17 protein-coding genes and 2 tRNA genes are annotated in these 17,623 nt (G+C 34.8%); 11 read left to right on the plus strand and 8 right to left on the minus strand.

The features are described 5' to 3' along the window. Positions 1-66 precede the first annotated feature (66 nt). The 5 genes from AC0J6S_RS01900 (at position 67) to fabD (ending at position 4,987) form a co-directional block, all read left to right on the plus strand. Positions 67-753 carry a response regulator transcription factor gene (locus tag AC0J6S_RS01900; RefSeq protein WP_474955185.1) on the plus strand — a complete coding sequence of 229 codons (687 nt, stop codon included), beginning with the start codon at positions 67-69 and terminating at the stop codon, positions 751-753. Further along, complete coding sequence (locus AC0J6S_RS01905; RefSeq protein WP_474955186.1) at positions 743-2,131, plus strand: HAMP domain-containing sensor histidine kinase; 1,389 nt, start codon at positions 743-745, stop codon at positions 2,129-2,131. Before AC0J6S_RS01900 ends, AC0J6S_RS01905 begins: the two co-directional genes overlap by 11 nt. An 80-nt stretch (positions 2,132-2,211) precedes the next feature. Continuing rightward, a complete protein-coding gene (locus AC0J6S_RS01910; RefSeq protein WP_474955187.1) occupies positions 2,212-2,919 on the plus strand; it encodes a hypothetical protein in 708 nt (235 codons plus the stop codon). 39 nt (positions 2,920-2,958) lie between these two features. Next, positions 2,959-3,909: a bestrophin family protein gene (locus AC0J6S_RS01915; protein WP_474955188.1), complete on the plus strand. Its 951-nt coding sequence runs from the start codon at positions 2,959-2,961 to the stop codon at positions 3,907-3,909. Positions 3,910-4,111: 202 nt separating this feature from the next. Beyond that, entirely contained in the window at positions 4,112-4,987 is an 876-nt protein-coding gene (gene fabD, locus AC0J6S_RS01920) for an ACP S-malonyltransferase (RefSeq protein WP_474955189.1), read from the plus strand. A gap of 70 nt (positions 4,988-5,057) precedes the next feature. On the opposite strand, the gene AC0J6S_RS01925 is transcribed toward fabD, so the two are convergent. The 4 genes from AC0J6S_RS01925 to AC0J6S_RS01940 form a co-directional block, all read right to left on the minus strand. Then, positions 5,058-5,384, minus strand: coding sequence for a hypothetical protein (locus AC0J6S_RS01925; protein ID WP_474955190.1), 327 nt, complete (start codon positions 5,382-5,384; stop codon positions 5,058-5,060). Then, a complete protein-coding gene (locus AC0J6S_RS01930) occupies positions 5,369-5,563 on the minus strand; it encodes a hypothetical protein (RefSeq protein ID WP_474955191.1) in 195 nt (64 codons plus the stop codon). Before AC0J6S_RS01930 ends, AC0J6S_RS01925 begins: the two co-directional genes overlap by 16 nt. Positions 5,564-5,675: 112 nt before the next feature. Continuing rightward, the gene (gene galE / locus AC0J6S_RS01935) at positions 5,676-6,689 is read right to left on the minus strand and encodes a UDP-glucose 4-epimerase GalE (protein WP_474955192.1); all 1,014 of its coding nucleotides are present in this window, start codon (positions 6,687-6,689) and stop codon (positions 5,676-5,678) included. A gap of 83 nt (positions 6,690-6,772) precedes the next feature. Further along, positions 6,773-7,903 (minus strand): DegT/DnrJ/EryC1/StrS family aminotransferase, encoded by a 1,131-nt coding sequence (locus AC0J6S_RS01940; protein WP_474955193.1) that lies wholly within the window; start codon positions 7,901-7,903, stop codon positions 6,773-6,775. 229 nt (positions 7,904-8,132) lie between these two features. On the opposite strand from AC0J6S_RS01940, the gene AC0J6S_RS01945 reads away from it, so the two are divergent. The 4 genes from AC0J6S_RS01945 (at position 8,133) to AC0J6S_RS01960 (ending at position 12,821) form a co-directional block, all read left to right on the plus strand. Next, positions 8,133-9,368: a 3-deoxy-D-manno-octulosonic acid transferase gene (locus AC0J6S_RS01945; protein WP_474956310.1), complete on the plus strand. Its 1,236-nt coding sequence runs from the start codon at positions 8,133-8,135 to the stop codon at positions 9,366-9,368. Continuing rightward, complete coding sequence (locus AC0J6S_RS01950) at positions 9,361-9,807, plus strand: GNAT family N-acetyltransferase (protein WP_474955194.1); 447 nt, start codon at positions 9,361-9,363, stop codon at positions 9,805-9,807. Before AC0J6S_RS01945 ends, AC0J6S_RS01950 begins: the two co-directional genes overlap by 8 nt. 421 nt (positions 9,808-10,228) lie before the next feature. Then, positions 10,229-12,403 (plus strand): S46 family peptidase, encoded by a 2,175-nt coding sequence (locus AC0J6S_RS01955; RefSeq protein WP_474955195.1) that lies wholly within the window; start codon positions 10,229-10,231, stop codon positions 12,401-12,403. 193 nt (positions 12,404-12,596) lie between these two features. Then, positions 12,597-12,821, plus strand: coding sequence for a hypothetical protein (locus tag AC0J6S_RS01960; protein ID WP_474955196.1), 225 nt, complete (start codon positions 12,597-12,599; stop codon positions 12,819-12,821). A gap of 163 nt (positions 12,822-12,984) precedes the next feature. Here AC0J6S_RS01960 and AC0J6S_RS01965 read toward each other — a convergent pair whose 3' ends face one another. From AC0J6S_RS01965 to mutS, 4 genes are all read right to left on the minus strand, one after another. Then, the gene (locus AC0J6S_RS01965) at positions 12,985-13,332 is read right to left on the minus strand and encodes a YegP family protein (protein WP_474955197.1); all 348 of its coding nucleotides are present in this window, start codon (positions 13,330-13,332) and stop codon (positions 12,985-12,987) included. 137 nt (positions 13,333-13,469) lie between these two features. Beyond that, positions 13,470-13,555: transfer RNA gene (locus AC0J6S_RS01970), tRNA-Leu, on the minus strand. Positions 13,556-13,567: 12 nt separating this feature from the next. Continuing rightward, positions 13,568-13,643: transfer RNA gene (locus tag AC0J6S_RS01975), tRNA-Gly, on the minus strand. A 148-nt stretch (positions 13,644-13,791) separates the two neighbouring features. Continuing rightward, positions 13,792-16,398, minus strand: coding sequence for a DNA mismatch repair protein MutS (mutS, locus tag AC0J6S_RS01980; RefSeq protein WP_474955198.1), 2,607 nt, complete (start codon positions 16,396-16,398; stop codon positions 13,792-13,794). 161 nt (positions 16,399-16,559) lie between these two features. Between mutS and AC0J6S_RS01985 the strand changes: the two genes are divergently transcribed. Together AC0J6S_RS01985 and AC0J6S_RS01990 are read left to right on the plus strand one after the other, a co-directional pair. Further along, positions 16,560-17,009 (plus strand): DUF1573 domain-containing protein, encoded by a 450-nt coding sequence (locus AC0J6S_RS01985; protein WP_474955199.1) that lies wholly within the window; start codon positions 16,560-16,562, stop codon positions 17,007-17,009. A 69-nt stretch (positions 17,010-17,078) separates the two neighbouring features. Next, complete coding sequence (locus tag AC0J6S_RS01990) at positions 17,079-17,615, plus strand: RNA methyltransferase (RefSeq protein ID WP_474955200.1); 537 nt, start codon at positions 17,079-17,081, stop codon at positions 17,613-17,615. Positions 17,616-17,623 lie beyond the last annotated feature (8 nt).

Below are 17,623 nucleotides of genomic sequence, written 5' to 3' on the forward strand. Positions count from 1 at the left end.
TTAGCGTTGGTTTTTTCGAAAAAAAATAAAAGTTTAATTGTTAGATTTGTAAAAATAGTAGTCTTAATGAAGTTATTAATAGTTGAAGATGAACCTAATCTTTCGTCAATTATCCGCAAAGGATTTTCAGAAAACAATCACGATGTAAGTGTTGCTCTTGACGGAACAACAGCTTTAGATTTACTTTCGAATCACAATTTTGATGTGGTAATTCTAGATGTAATGTTGCCTGACATTAATGGTATTGAAATTTGCAGACGTTTGAGAGCCTCAAAAAACTTTGTTCCCATATTATTACTTACCGCTTTAGGAAGTACTGAAAATATAATAAACGGATTAAATTCCGGCGCCGACGATTATTTATTGAAACCCTTTAAATTCCTGGAACTTGACGCAAGGGTCAACGCACTTTCCAGACGAGCCGGTCAAATACAAAAACCGAATGAAATCATCACTATTGATGATCTTCAAATTAATTCGAAAACAAAATCTGTAACCAGAAATGGCGACACCATTGTACTAACGGCCAAAGAATTTAAACTTTTATATTATCTGGCTATTAATGCTGATACAATTTTATCCCGTGAACAACTTTTAGATAATGTTTGGGATATTAATTTTGAGATGAACACAAACGTTATTGATGTTTACATTAACTATTTGAGAAAAAAAATTGACAAACCATACGAAACTAAACTAATTCACACCATGAAAGGTTTGGGTTATGTACTGAAACTAAAAAATGCAAATTAAGAAAAAAATCACTTTTACCTATATTGCGCTTTCAACGCTCAGCACACTTTTATTAAGTTTGGTGGTTTTCTTCCTATTCAAACAAAACAACCAATATCACTTTTTGAAAAGATTACAAGATCGGGCCAAAATTATAGCATCGATACATTACCAAAATGATCCAGTAAAAACCCGTTATTTCAAAGAATTTAAAGCCAATGGGCTTGAAGAACTCATCAATGAGAACAATTATGTTTTAAAAGTAAGCGGAAAAACCACCTTTGAATACAACACTGACCTTGACTTACCAGCTGATTTTTATTCGAAAGTAATGACAAATGGTTCGAATTGGATTGAGGATAATAACCGTTATTTTTATGCTCAAATTTTTACGGAATCCAATCAAAAATATATTGTAATCATCACTGCGGTGGACCGCAGAGGAAATGTAAGCAGCATTTATATCATTCAAATACTCTTTTTTGGAGGACTGGCTTTTATTTTAATGGCATATTTTTTTGGAAGATTTTTGGCCAGAAGAGTGATTAATCCAGTAGCGCGAATTACGGATGAAGTAAAAATAATCAGCGCATCAAATCTTCACAATCGACTTCCCGACACTAAGAGTTCGGATGAAATTGGCGATTTGACAAAGACTTTTAACAACATGCTGGATCGTTTGGAAACCTCATTCGAAATCCAAGCAAATTTCATTAATAATGCTTCGCACGAATTAAAAACGCCCGTGACTACCATAATTGCCGAAGCAGAAATCATGCTTTTGAAAGAAAGAAATGTTGCAGATTATATTTCGTCATTAGAAAATATTCATAGTCAGGCATCCCGACTTGGCGATCTTACGGAAAGCCTTTTGAAACTAACACAGACCGGATATGACGGCAAAAAACAATTATTGGATATTGTGCGGATTGATGAACTTTTAATGGATGTAAAATCAGATATTGATAAAATTTATCCCAATAACAGAGTAACGATAAAGTTCATGAAAATTCCAAGCGACCCAAGCTTGCTGGAAATCCCTTGTAACAAATCTTTATTGGAACTTTCATTAAATAATATTATCGCAAATGGAGTCAAATATTCGGATAACGAAACGGTCTTTGTTACTTTATCTGCCAACTCTTCAAGTATTAAAATTTCAATTACTGATATTGGAATTGGAATTCCTGCAGAAGATATTCCGCATCTTTATGAGCCTTTCTTTCGAGGGAAAAAAGCATCAAAATACAATGGGTATGGTTTGGGACTTCCGCTTGCCATGAAAATAATCCGGATGCACAACGGAGAACTTCAAATACAATCGGAACCTGACAAAGGGACAATTGTAAATATTACTTTTAATACGGTCAACATTAAAAATTCTAATGTTAATTCTTAGAATATTCTAATTTTAATTTAAGGTTGCTATAAACTGGGAACTATTATTTTGTATGTATAAAGAAATCAAATCTGATACATATGAAAAATATTCTTATCCCATCAACATTACAAAATGATACGATCAATGCTGTAAAAACAGCAGTAAATTCAGCTAATGGCAACCAATGTCAGCTCACACTAATGCTTCTTGCAGATATTCCTGACACCTATTCCTCTGCCAGTTTATTGCGAAACATCAATACAGGCCTAAATCCTACCCAAGAAAATGTTTTGGATATGTGTCGTCAAGTCATTGCGGAAAATAAAAATTGTAGCTTAAAAATCCACCATCAATACGGAATTTCTTCACCTGTTTTTAAAAATTTAGTAAGCCATTTCAACATTGGTTTAACAATTATAACTCCTTCGTTTAAATCTTCAAAAAAGAAAATCAATACCTTTTGCATCAAAATTATTTCTAACAGCAAATGTCCGATTCTGCACACCAATGCAAACTTTGACCAAGAAATATTCAGCCAAGCGTTATACATTAAAAATTCAGATTCGCAACTTCATGCAGAAGATTTGCAAGCTTATGTGAATACACTTTTTTCTTTGAAAATTGTAAGTGAAAGCGAAACGAACGAAAGTCAACCTTCTTTAAGCGACACAATATCTAAAAACAACATCAACATCTTGATTGAAACCAGAAAACCAAAGAAATTAAAACTCTTAAAGAAAGAAAAAGCAGCACTCAACGAGTTACTAGGATTACCAGTTCTTTCGTTATACGAAGAGATTTCCTAAGAAAATCAACTGATTGTTTCAAATTTTAATCCAAAGTATATGCTACTAAATAAAAAAATTCCAATGAAATATGTGTTGGGTAAAATAAAAACCGAATTGACATTAGTCATTGTGTTTTGTATATCCTTTCAAATGTTCCATTATTTCTTCGAGACAATATCAACCAATATTCCTATTGCGATTCCTACAATAATTGGAACCATTATTTCATTATTACTGGCATTCAAATCGAATCAAGCATACGACCGCTGGTGGGAAGCAAGAATAATTTGGGGTTCTATTGTCAACGATTCCAGAACGCTATTGCGCCAGATTATTATTTTTTATAACGATCCAGATTTTTCTGTTCAGGCAAACGATTTTAAAGAAAAATTTGCAAAAAGACAAGCAGCTTGGTGCTATAGTCTTGGACAATCACTTCGAGAAAAAGATGCTGTAAAACCAATAAAAAATTTACTGGATGAAGATGAATTGCGATTTGTAAAAAAACATAAACATGTTCCCAACGCAATTTTACTATTGCATGCCAAAGATTTAAAAAAAGCGCTCAATACCGGTAAAATTAACGTTTACCAACAAGTAGAAATCGATAATACATTATCGAGATTGTGTGATTCGATGGGTAAATGTGAGCGTATAAAAAACACCATTTTCCCAACTACTTACAGCATGTATATTAGGTTTGCGCTGTGTTTGTTTATAATCTTACTGCCTTTTGGCTTGATAAATAACATTGGTTGGCTTCAAATTCCCCTAGTAACAACCATTGCTGCCGCTTTTTTCTTAATCGAAAAAATGGCTATTCATTTGCAGGATCCATTTGAAAACAGACCTACAGACACTCCTGTAAGTGCTATTTCGAATACAATTGAAAAAAACCTTATGCAAATGGTAAACGAATATAGAGATGAGTTTGAGGAAGAATATTATTCATATCAAACAGCAAATCAACCGATTCAACCGTTAAAGAACACGTATTTCGTTCTTTAGTATTTTCACTTTTAATGCCAATCCACTCTATTTATTGGGGTGGATTTTTTTATATTAAATGTTTGTTTGAAAACCAAATGCTCTTTTTCGACAGCAAAACGACTTATAGCGATAGTTTTAAATACCGTAAAAAATAGTATTTTTGCATCCCGATTGAAATTAATTTTCAATCTATACATTTTTCAATCTTTAAATTAGACACATGAAAGCATACGTATTTCCAGGTCAAGGCGCGCAATTCACAGGAATGGGTAAAGACTTATATGAAAATTCTGCTCTTGCAAAAGAATTATTCGAAAAAGCCAATGAGATTTTAGGATTCCGCATCACAGACATCATGTTTGAAGGAACCGCTGAAGAATTGAAAGAAACCAAAGTGACGCAACCAGCCGTATTCTTGCATTCGGTGATTTTAGCAAAAACATTAGGCGAAGATTTCAAACCAGAAATGGTGGCGGGACATTCATTAGGTGAATTCTCAGCTTTAGTGGCAAACGGAGCTTTATCCTTTGAAGACGGATTAAAATTAGTTTCACAAAGAGCTTTGGCAATGCAAAAAGCCTGTGAAATAAAACCATCTACTATGGCAGCCGTTCTAGGATTGGCTGACAATATTGTTGAAGAACTTTGTGCTTCGATCGATGGAATTGTAGTCGCTGCAAATTACAACTGTCCGGGACAATTAGTGATTTCTGGAGAAACATCAGCAGTCGAAAAAGCGTGTGAAGCGATGAAAGCAGCAGGTGCAAAACGTGCTATGTTATTACCAGTTGGTGGTGCTTTTCACTCTCCAATGATGGAACCGGCACGTGAAGAACTGGCGGCAGCTATTGAAGCGACGACTTTCTCTACTCCTATTTGTCCGGTTTATCAAAATGTAACGGCTAGTGCAGTTTTTGACCCAGCTGAAATCAAGAAAAACTTAATCATTCAATTGACGGCTCCGGTAAAATGGACACAATCTGTACAACAAATGATTAAAGATGGAGCCACTTTATTTACTGAAGTTGGTCCTGGAAAAGTATTAGCTGCCTTGATTGGAAAAATTGATAAAGAAGCGGTGACTGCAAATGCTTAATTAGTATTTATTCACAGTTTTAAAATAAAGTCCTCATAAACTTATGTTTGTGGGGATTTTTATTTAAAAATTAGAATTCCCTAGCCTCTTCGCAATGATTATTTATAATTCCGGTTATTAAGAATACGAAATCCTGTCTTTCAAAGAAAATGTACCAAGTCGTTCGGTTATTGGCTTTATAAAAAATGTAATATAAACCTAAATAGCGGAGCTTTTGCGGAGCTGGTTTATGAGTACTTAATCGTAAATTTTCTGGAACTGAATCATAAATTTTCGAAACATATTCTTCTGCCGTTTCTATAAATCCGAAATATTCTTTTTTGTACAAAAGACGAACTAAGTCATCCAAAAAATCAATTACATGTGGCGTGAAAACAACTTTTATTTTCCCCACCATCCTCTAATTCTTCTAATAGATTCAGCTTTAAATTCTTCTGAAGTATACCCTTTTTTAACTTCTTCATCAAAATTAAAAGTGGCCCTATCAATCCCTTTGAACTTAATTTTTGAAGTTTCGTAATCTACTGATGGCTCTTCGGCTTTAGTATTTTCAGATTTCATTTTTTCAGCATCCATGATTCATTTCTTTATCTAACGAATTTACAACAAACTACTTAAACGAAAAAATCCCGAAATATCATTGTGATAATTCAGGATTCTATTCTTACAATGAGCTAAAAGCTAATTACTAACTTCTTATTTTCTGTTCCCATTCCCAAGCGCTTGCCATCGCTTGTTCTAAAGTAGATTGGGCTTTCCATCCTAAAACATCGTTCGCTTTATCAGTATTGGCATACGCTGAAGTTATATCACCTTCTCTGCGACCCACAATTTTGTAAGGCAGTTTTTTACCACTCACTTTTTCAAAAGTATGAATGACTTCTAAAACAGAGCTTCCGGTTCCAGTTCCCAAATTAAAGGTTTCTACTTTTTCCGTATTTTTTTTGTTTAATAAGCGTTGCAAAGCGATTACATGGGCTTTTGCCAAATCAACTACGTGAATATAATCGCGTACCGCTGTACCATCCGGAGTTGGATAATCATCTCCATAAACCGAAAGTTCTTTACGCAATCCAAAACCGGTTTGCGTAATAAACGGTACTAAATTTTGAGGCACACCAATAGGTAATTCTCCAATTTCAGTAGAGTGATGCGCCCCTATTGGATTAAAATAACGCAACAAAATAGCATTGATATTAGTAACTCTGGCAGTATCAATGATAATCTCTTCTCCTATTTGTTTCGTGTTCCCATAAGGTGACATCGCGGTTTGAATCGAAGCGTTTTCAGTAATTGGCATGGTTTCGGCTTGACCATAAACTGTGCATGAGGAACTGAAAATAAAGTTAGCCTCAGGTTTTTGCTGTAATTCCTGCAAAACATAAACCAAGGCATTGATATTATTTTCATAGTACAACAATGGATTTTCAACACTTTCGCCCACTGCTTTTGAAGCTGCAAAATGAATGACACCTGAGATATCATGATGCCTTTTGAAAAAATCTTGCACTTTGTCTTTTTCGCGCAAATCTAATTTTTCGAAAGCTGGGACTTTCCCCGTAATATTCTGAATTCCGTCCAAAACACTCAAGGAAGTATTTGATAAATTATCGACAACGATAACTTCATATCCTTCATTTTGCAATTCTACTACGGTATGAGATCCTATGAAACCCAACCCGCCAGTGACTAATATTTTCATGGTTTCTTTTTTGTATAAAAACGCAATTTATTGCGTCTTATCGTTTATAAAAAAAGACGCGATAAATCGCCTCTCAACTAGAATTATCTTAAATATTCTAAAACCGAATCCGTGATAAAATTAATTTGCTCGTTATCTAATTCAGTATGCATCGGCAAGGAAAGTACTTCCTTAACCAACTGATTAGTTACCGGAAAATCTTCTTCTTTGTAACGAGAATCCGCGTATGCTTTTTGTGAATGTAACGGAATCGGGTAATAAATAGCACAAGGAATTCCTTTGTCCAGTAAATACTGCATCAAGCCATTTCTGTCAGCATCAATAATTCGCAACGTATATTGATGAAAAACGTGACAGTCGCAGATATCACAAATACTTGGTGCAACTATATTTTTATGCCCTTCAAAAGCAGCTGAATATTTTCTGGCTGCATCTTGTCTGGCTCTTCCATAATCATCTAATAAAGGCAATTTAGCGTTCAAAACTGCTGCCTGAATACTATCTAATCGGGAATTCACACCTACAACATCATGATGGTATCGCTCGTACATTCCGTGATTTACAATTCCGCGAAGTTTATGCGCCAAAGCATCATCATTCGTGAAAATCGCTCCTCCGTCTCCGTAACATCCAAGATTTTTGGAAGGAAAAAATGAAGTCGCTCCTACATGTCCAATCGTTCCCGCTTTCTTTTTAGTCCCATCCGAAAATTTACAGTTGGCGCCAATCGCTTGCGCATTATCTTCGATAACGTATAAGTTATATTCTTTGGCGATAGCCATGATAGCCTCCATATTGGCGGCACGACCAAACAAATGTACCGGCACAATTGCCTTTGTTTTTGGCGTAATCGCTTTTTTGATTCCTTCAATGGAAATATTCATATTGTATAAATCTACATCCACTAAAACGGGAGTTAATTGCAACAAAGCAATCACTTCCACTGTCGCAGCAAAAGTAAAATCAGCCGTGATTACCTCATCGCCGGGTTTTAAATCCAGTCCCATCATGGCAATTTGCAACGCATCGGTTCCATTTGCACAAGGAATTACGTGTTTTACATCCAGATATTCTTCTAATGATTTTTGAAATTGATGAACTTGAGGTCCATTAATGTAAGTGTTAGTGTCTAAAACTTCCTGAATAGAAATATTAACGGTATCTTTTATTTTTTCATATTGACTTTTTAAGTCAACCATTTGGATTTTTTTCATTGCAATTTTTTGTTTAATGTTCGAAAGATTACCGTTATTAAAAACCAGAAATACTTTCTTAAAACGAAGAACAAAAATAGTTATTTATGAGTTGAAACCAATGCAACCCACAGTAAAAAAAGATAACTTACCAATGAAATAAAAATAGAGTGCCCGTAACCAAAATTTAAATATTACTGCAGAAGAAATTCATATAAAGAAAACGTATTTTAGCCCCAAAATTTAAATGATGCTTTCATTATATAACTTGATCATTCATTTTGCTGGTTTTTTATTAAAAATCACTGCTCTTTTCAGCCCAAAAATGAAACTTTTTGTGGATGGCAGGAAAGTAGTTTTCCCTGTTTTGGAACAAAAAATAAAATCTACTGACAAAACAATCTGGTTTCATGCCGCTTCTTTGGGCGAATACGAACAAGGATTACCCGTAATTGAAAAGATAAAAGAACAATTCCCATTGCACAAAATCGTGGTTACGTTCTTTTCTCCTTCGGGTTATGAAGTCCGCAAAAACAATACTGTTGCTGATGTTACGGTATATTTACCTATGGATACCAAGAAAAATGCAAAACAATTTTTGAAACTCGTGCAGCCGGATTTTGTGTTTTTCATCAAATATGAATACTGGCCGAATTATTTATTTGAACTCAAAAAATCAAATACTAAAACCTATTTAATTTCTGGGATTCTTAGAAAAAACCAACTGTTTTTTAAATGGTACGGTGGTTTTTATAGAGACGCGCTGGCTGCATTTACCTACTTTTTTGTTCAAAATGAAATTTCAAAAAAACTACTGCAGCAGTTAGGGAAAAGTAATGTTGCCGTTTCTGGTGACACCCGTTTTGACCGAGTGGCCACAATTTTAGAAAAAGATAATTCGCTGGATTTTATTTCTCAATTCAAAAACAACACACTCACTATTGTTGTGGGAAGTTCATGGCCAAAAGACGAAGATTTAATAGTCAATTTTATTAACTCGAATACTTTAAACATCAAGTTTATAATTGCGCCACATAATATTAAGGAAGAACAAATTCAACAATTAAAAAACAGTATCACTAAAAAAACTGTTTTATTCTCTGAAAAAGAAGGAAAGCAGCTTGCCAATTTCGATGTCTTCATTATTGACACCATCGGCATTTTGACCAAAATATACAGTTATGCGGATATTGCTTATGTGGGCGGAGGTTTCGGGAATCCCGGAGTTCACAATGTATTAGAACCGGCAACTTTTGGTGTTCCAATCGTTATTGGACCCAACTATTCGCATTTTGCAGAAGCAATTGCGCTTGTTAATATGGAGGCCTGTGTTGCAGTCAGCAATCAAAAAGAATTAAACGAAGCTTTTGAAAACCTGATTCGAAATGAAGACATTCGTCACGAAAAAGGACATATATCCAGCACTTTTGTACAAATGAATAAAGGCGCCACCGCCATCATTTTAAAAAATATTCTGAATGATTGAGTTCAAACATATTACTACTGCTGATATCGAAACCATCGTCTCCCTAATGGAGGAATTTTATGCCATAGATAATTACCCCATCAAAAGTGACGTTTCCAAAGCTTTGTTTGAAGAATTTATTTCTGATAAAAATCTGGGCAAAGCATGGCTGATTGTATCCGACAACGAAATTGTAGGATATCTAATTCTAACCTTTGTTTTTAGTTTTGAATACCAAGGAAAAATTGCTTTTTTAGACGAATTGTATGTCACTGAAAAAGCGCGTGGAAAAGGCATTGGCTCAAAAGCAATTGAATTTATAAAAGAAGAAAGTCATAAATTATCGTTAAAACTGATCTATCTCGAAGTAGAACTACACAACAAAAAAGCTCAAAATTTGTATATTGCCAGCGGTTTCGAAATGCATAATCGAAAATTAATGCGTCTTAAAACTAAATAATATTGCTAATTGAGCACTCAAACAGGAGATTTTTAAATTATTCTTAACCTGAGTCGTTTTTTAGACACATTCTCAAAATAAGTAATTATCGACTCTAAAAAGGAAACATTTTTAATTTTTTGTGCGTATTTATAGTGCTTAATCAAAATACAAAACCGTAAGCAACAATGGTATTATGAAGACTAAAATATGTGAAATTTGTACTGCGACGGCGGATACTATGTTTCGGATTCAAATTACTTCAGGAAAAAATTGGATGTTTGTTTGTCCACCCTGTTGTGAAAACTCTAAACCATTACCTCATTACAGATACGGGGGCACTTGGAAAGGCAAACACCATTAGTGCACTTTCTTACTGCCTTACAATTTAAAGTAAACCATCAATTTGTATCACACTTTTATCAAACTAAATTATATACTAATGAAAATCTTAAAATTATTCTTATTACTATTTGTCATTCAGACGCAAGCCCAGCAAGGCGGCATGTGGATTCCTTCGCTGTTGAAAGGAATGAATGAAACCGAAATGAAAAATCTGGGCATGAAAATGTCCGTAAAAGACATTTATGATGTAAATCAGTCGAGCATGAAAGATGCAGTTCCACATTTTAACGGAGGTTGTACCGCTGAAGTAATCTCGCCAAAAGGGCTAATCCTGACCAATCATCATTGTGGATTTTCACAAATTCAATCACATTCCACCGTTGACCATGATTACCTGACCGACGGATTTTGGGCTTACAAAATGGAAGATGAATTACCAAACGAAGGTTTGACAGTAACTTTTATGGTAAAAATTGAAGATGTAACAACATCTGTTCTTGAAGGCACTGCAACCCTTACTAGTGAAGCTGCAAAACAAAAGAAAATTCAAGAGAACATTACGGCATTGTCGAAATCGTTGCCAAAGGAAAGTTGGCAGGAAAACAAAATTCGTACCTTTTACGAAGGCAATCAATACATGCTTTTTGTAACGGAAACCTTTACTGATGTACGTTTAGTTGGCGCTCCGCCTTCCTCTATTGGGAAATTCGGTTCTGATACTGACAACTGGGTTTGGCCGCGTCATACTGGAGATTTTTCTTTGTTTAGAATTTATGCTGACAAAAACAATCGACCGGCTGCTTATTCAAAAGACAACGTCCCTTATACGCCTAAACATTTCTTGCCTATTTCATTGGATGGCGTAGCCGAAGATGATTTTACATTGGTCTTTGGATACCCAGGAAAAACAAATGAATATTTGCCTTCGATTGCGATTGAACAAATTGTAAACGAACTGAATCCTGCAAAAATTGAAATCAGAGACAAAGCATTGAAAGTTGCCGATGAGTTTATGCGTAAAGACAATGCGATTAAAATTCAATATGCTTCAAAATATGCTAGTATTGCCAATTATTGGAAAAAATGGATTGGCGAAACGCAAGGATTAAAAAAATCAAATGCTGTTGCCGTAAAAAGAGAAACTGAAAAAGCTTTTCAGCAAAAAATAGTAAAAGCGGGCAAAGAAAAAGAGTACGGAACGCTGTTGGCTGATTTTGACAAAAACTACACGGAAATTGCTCCTTATGCGGTAGCAAGAGACTATTTTACAGAAGTAGTACTGCGCAATACTGAATTACTGAGTACGGGTTACAAATTATACCAATTGGAAGAAGTTTACAAAAGCAAAGGAGAACAGTCTTTCAATGACCGAAAAAATAATTTAATAGCAGGGCTGGCTGATTTTTACAAGAATTTCAATGCAACTGTTGATGAAAAAGTTTTTGAGCAGTTAATTGAATTGTATGCGACGAAATCTCCAAAACAATTTTTACCAAAAGGCTTGGTGAATGTAAATGCTAAAAATCTGGCTTCGGAAGTTTATTCTAAATCTCAACTGAAAAATTACGCCGGTTTGAAACAATTGTTATCGGGTGATGCCCGTACTGTTTTGGCAAATTTAAATAATGATTCGGGTTTCTTGCTTGTAAAAGAATTAGCCGACAAATATTCTAAAGAAGTTGCGCCAAAATACGACGAACTGAACTTAACGATTACTGCGTTGCAACGCACGTACATGAAAGCGCAATTAGAATTAAATACGGAAAACCGCATTTTTCCGGATGCTAACAGCACTTTACGTGTAACCTATGGAAAGGTAAAAGGTTACGAGCCTAAAGATGCCACTGTATACACTCCAGTAACGTATTTGGACGGCGTGATGGAAAAACATATTCCAGGAGACTATGAATTTGATGTTCCTGCTAAATTAATCGATTTATACAAAACAAAGGATTACGGTCCTTACGGCGAAAATGGGAAAATGCCCGTATGTTTTATTGGAACTAATCATACTACAGGAGGCAATTCCGGAAGTCCGGCAATTGACGCTAACGGAAACTTAATTGGACTTAATTTTGACAGAGTTTGGGAAGGAACAATGAGTGATATCTATTACGATCCAAGCATTTGCAGAAATATTATGGTGGATATCCGTTACGTGTTGTTCATTATGGATAAATATGCAGGTGCAAAAAACTTAATCAGTGAATTAAAACTAGTGCATCCAAAGAAAAACAAACCACTAAAAAATAAAAAATTAAAACAAAAATAGCCGAAAAACAAGACTAATCAAATGTTATTAAACATTTCTTAATCAATTGCTTATACTGGCATAATAATTGTAATTTGTTTCGTCGTTGTCAAAAAATATTATTTTTTAAAAAAAAAATAAAAAAATATTTTACATATTAAAAAATTTATATCTTTGCCACGAATTAATAATTAACCTTTTATATTAAATTAAGATGAAAAAAGTATTTTTAAGTTTAGCTGCTGTTGCTGTATTAACTGTTGTATCATGTAAAAAAGCTGACGCTCCTGCTGAAGACACTGCAACTACTGTTGATTCTGCTGCTATGGTAGTTGATTCTGCTGCACAAGTTGTTGATTCTGCTGCACAAGTAGTTGATTCTGCTGCTGCTGTTGCTACTGATGCTGCTGAAGTTGCTACTGACGCTGCAAAAAAATAATTAGAAGTCAAATTCTAAAAATTTTAAAGCCATCCGCTCTGCGAGATGGCTTTTTTAATTTGTAACAGTTTCCTCAACAAGAAATAGCTTTACAAAACAAAAAAAAAGAGAGTCTTGGCTATACACCAAGACTCTCTTTTTTTTATCAAATCAATTAAAAACCTCAATCAATAAAAATAAAATCATTTACTGAGAAATCTAATATTTCAGATACAGAACCATATCGTACAATTTCGTCAATTCCCTTCTGCAAACGCAGGGAAGTAGTGTACTTTCTGCTTGTTGCAAAATGATTATCCCCAAGCATTAATTTGAAATAAAACTTCCCACTAGAAGACTTAAATTTCAAAAAATTTGCTGACTGAATATTCGTTTTAAACCTTTCGATATCTTCTTCACACTCAAACTTGAGTTCATAACTCAGACTCGTAAAAACAACTTTCCCTTTTCTGGAAGTAAAAACAAATTTGTATTCGTCATTATATCTTTTACTAATTACAAAAGCACCCATTAAATTTTAGATTTTAGATTGCAGATTTTAGATACTAAACATCGAACTTCAAATTCATTACTGCAAAATTATTTTGTTTTGAGATACAAATTCCCGTAAATAAAAAAAGCTCCAAACATAGTTTGAAGCTTTTTTAGTACTCAGAGCGGGACTTGAACCCGCACGAACATTGCTGTTCACTGGATTTTAAGTCCAGCGTGTCTACCAATTTCACCATCCGAGCATTATGTGGTGTTGGAGCGAAAAACGGGGCTCGAACCCGCGACCTCGACCTTGGCAAGGTCGCGCTCTACCAACTGAGCTATTTTCGCATTTTCAATTCTTAGAAAGAACCGCTATACTTGTTCTGTATTGCGGATGCAAATTTAGGACATTTATTGAATTACACAAGCCTTTTTTATAAAAAAATCATGTGCAAAAGTTAATCTTCTGATAACCTATAGATTAAAAAAAATAAAATTATTTTCTGGTCAACATTCTTTTAATTTCGTTCAATTTCATCAGTGCTTCCATAGGGGTAATGGTATTGATATCCAGATTTAAGATCTCTTCCTTGATTTCCTCCAATAACGGATCATCCAGATTAAAGAAGCTCATTTGCAATTCATCCTTTGCAGCTTTAATTCCGTTCAGCGCATCGCTAGAATGATTTTTTTCTAACTTCTTTAAAAGTTTCTGTGCTTTCAAAATTACAATCTGAGGCATTCCGGCCATCTTTGCCACATGTATTCCAAAACTATGCGCGCTTCCTCCTTTCACCAATTTTCGAATAAAAAGTACAGTATCTTTCAATTCTTTGACAGCCACATTATAATTCTGAATTCTAGGCAACGATTGACTCATTTCATTGAGCTCATGATAATGCGTAGCGAACAATGTCTTCGGTTTTGAGGGATGTTCGTGCAAGAATTCTGCAATGGCCCATGCGATAGAAATCCCATCATACGTGCTCGTCCCCCTTCCAATTTCATCTAAAAGCACTAAACTCCTATCGGAAATATTGTTCAAGATTGAGGCCGTTTCATTCATTTCAACCATGAAAGTAGATTCTCCCATCGAAATATTATCGCTCGCTCCTACTCTGGTGAATATTTTATCTACAATTCCCATTCTCACGCTATCCGCAGGCACGAAACTTCCCATTTGGCACAACAGCACAATCAGCGCTGTTTGACGCAAAATAGCTGACTTTCCGGACATATTAGGACCCGTAATCATAATCAATTGCTGTGTTTCTCTATCCAAGAAAACATCATTGGCAATATAAGGCATTCCAACCGGCAATTGTTTTTCGATAACAGGATGTCTTCCGTTTTTGATTTCCAGTTCAAATGTTTCGTCAAGTTCAGGACAAACATATTTATTTTCAATAGCTAATTGTGTAAAAGAACACAAACAATCCAATTGCGCCACAAGATTAGCATTCATTTGAACCGGTTTTATATACGTAGCGATCCAGCTCACCAATTGTTCAAATAATTCTACTTCTATTTTGTGGATTTTCTCTTCAGCACCCAGAATTTTAGTTTCGTATTCTTTTAATTCCTCTGTAATATAACGTTCTGCATTCACTAAAGTTTGTTTTCGAATCCATTCAGTTGGAACTTTATCCTTATGCATATTCCTAACTTCAATGTAATATCCAAAAACGTTATTAAAAGAAATTTTCAACGAGGAGATTCCCGTTAGTTGTGACTCTCGCTTTTCAATTCCTTCCAAAAATTCCTTTCCTGAAGTTGATATTGCCCGTAACTCATCTAATTCCGCACTAATTCCCTTAGCAATCGCATTTCCTTTGGCAATAGCCACAGGAGCATCTTGATTTAAAACGGTTTTGATTTTTTCACGCAATAATTCGCAACTGTGTAGACTGTCACCAATTACTTTTACGGCTTCTTGCGGACTTTCTAATGCCAAAGTTTTTATTGGAATAATAGCATCCAACGATTCTTTAAGATATACTACTTCTCGAGGCGAAACTTTTCCGGCTGCAATTTTTGAAATCAATCGTTCCAAATCAGAAATTTGCTTGATTTGATTTTGAATGTTTTGCAGAACACTTTGGTTGTCTTTTAAATAAGAAACCACTTGGTGCCGACTTTGAATTTTATGACTGTCTTTTAATGGTAACGCCAACCAACGTTTCAACAACCGACCACCCATTGGCGAAAGCGTTTTATCAATCACATCCAGTAGCGTCACCGCATTTGGATTATAACTGTGGTACAATTCCAGATTACGAATCGTAAATCGATCCATCCAAACGTAGGCGTCCTCGGCAATACGTTGAATCGCAGTTATATGTTGCACTCGATTGTGCTGTGTTTCGGATAAATAATATAATATGGCTCCCGAGGCAATAATTCCTTCTTTCAATTCTTCGATTCCAAAACCTTTGAGGGAAATTGTCTGAAAATGCTTGGTCAGGGTTTCGAATGCGTAATCTTCTTTGTAAATCCAATCTTCAAGATAAAAACTATGATAATCGTCCCCGAAAATCTCTCGAAAATCACTCTTATTATTTTTTGGAATCAGAACTTCACTTGGATTAAAATTCTGCAACAGTTTGTCAATATATTCGGCGTTCCCTTGTGCTATCAAAAATTCTCCTGTAGAAACATCGAGAAAGGAAATTCCTATAGATTTATTGGCGAAATAAATTGAAGCCAAAAAATTATTTGTTTTGGACTGCAATACCTCATCATTCATTGAAACCCCAGGAGTTACAAGTTCAGTTACACCACGTTTTACGATAGTTTTAGTCATTTTAGGATCTTCAAGCTGATCACAAATGGCTACACGAAGTCCAGCTTTTACTAATTTTGGCAAATACGTATTCAAAGAATGATGCGGAAAACCGGCAAGCGCCGTTTCTGTTTCAGATCCCGCTCCACGTTTGGTTAACACGATTCCTAAAATTTTAGAAGCACGCACAGCATCTTCACCAAATGTCTCATAAAAATCGCCCACACGAAACAACAAACACGCATCAGGATATTTCCTTTTTATCTCGTTGTATTGTTTCATTAATGGTGTTTCCTTAACTACTTTATCTTTAGATGCCAATGGTTTTATGTTTGAGAAATTAAAAAATATTTAGGCGAATTTATAGATTTTTAAACAAAAATGCGGTCTCTTCAAAAAATTAAACTATTTTTTTAAGAAAAAATTAAGGCGTAAATTCTAATTTTTATATAGATTTGTATATATTTTTAAATTAGAATCACATGAAAAAAATAATTGCTTTAGGTATGCTAGTTGTTTTAGGAGTTACTACTTCTAACGCACAAGAAACATCAAAAAAATTAAAAGCAACAACTACTAAAGTTGCAACTGCAAAAGTAAATGGAGCAGGAATGGTTTTCGTAACTGAAACCATTGATTATGGCACTGTAGCTTACAACTCTGACGGTCGTCGTGAATTTGTATTCACTAACAATGGTAATAAGCCATTAATCATAACTAATGCTCAGGGTTCTTGTGGTTGTACTGTACCAACGTATCCAAAACAGCCAATTGCTCCAGGAGCAAAAGGAGTTATAGGAGTAAAATATGATACGTCAAGAGCGGGTCAAGCATTTACAAAAACAATTACATTAACAACTAATGCTGTTGTACCAACAAAAACACTTACCATAAAAGGAAATGTTTTAGCCGCTGATTCTTCAAAAAGCTAAATTTTAACTAAATATATTAAAAAGCTTCCATTAACTTCGGAAGCTTTTTTTTTGGTAAATTTACAAAATATGAGAAAGCTTGAAAATAGCGAACTGGAACGAAAATCCATTGAAGCATTTAAACAATCTGAAAAAACACCCCTTATTTTAGTATTGGATGACATTCGTAGCCTACACAATATTGGCTCCGTGTTCAGAACTGCCGACGCATTTCTAATAGAAAAAATATATTTATGTGGTATCACTGCGACACCTCCAAACAAGGAAATCCATAAAACCGCACTTGGAGCCACTGAAACTGTTGCTTGGGAACATCAAGAGAATGTTTTTGAAGTTATCGAAAAATTAAAAAAAGAAAAAGTAATGACACTTGCTATAGAACAAGTGGAAAGCGCCGTTTTTCTTCAAAATTTTGAAGTTGAAAAAGAAAAAAAATATGCTTTAGTTTTTGGGAACGAAGTTCATGGCGTTTCGCAAGAAGCAGTTGCGTTGTGCGATGGCTCCATCGAAATTCCACAACTAGGTACCAAACATTCTTTGAATATTTCCGTAAGTGCCGGAATTGTGGTCTGGGATTTATTTCAAAAAATGAACTGGCCAAAATAGAAATTTTT

It is taken from the genome of Flavobacterium sp. TS_SC_5 (assembly GCF_056156265.1).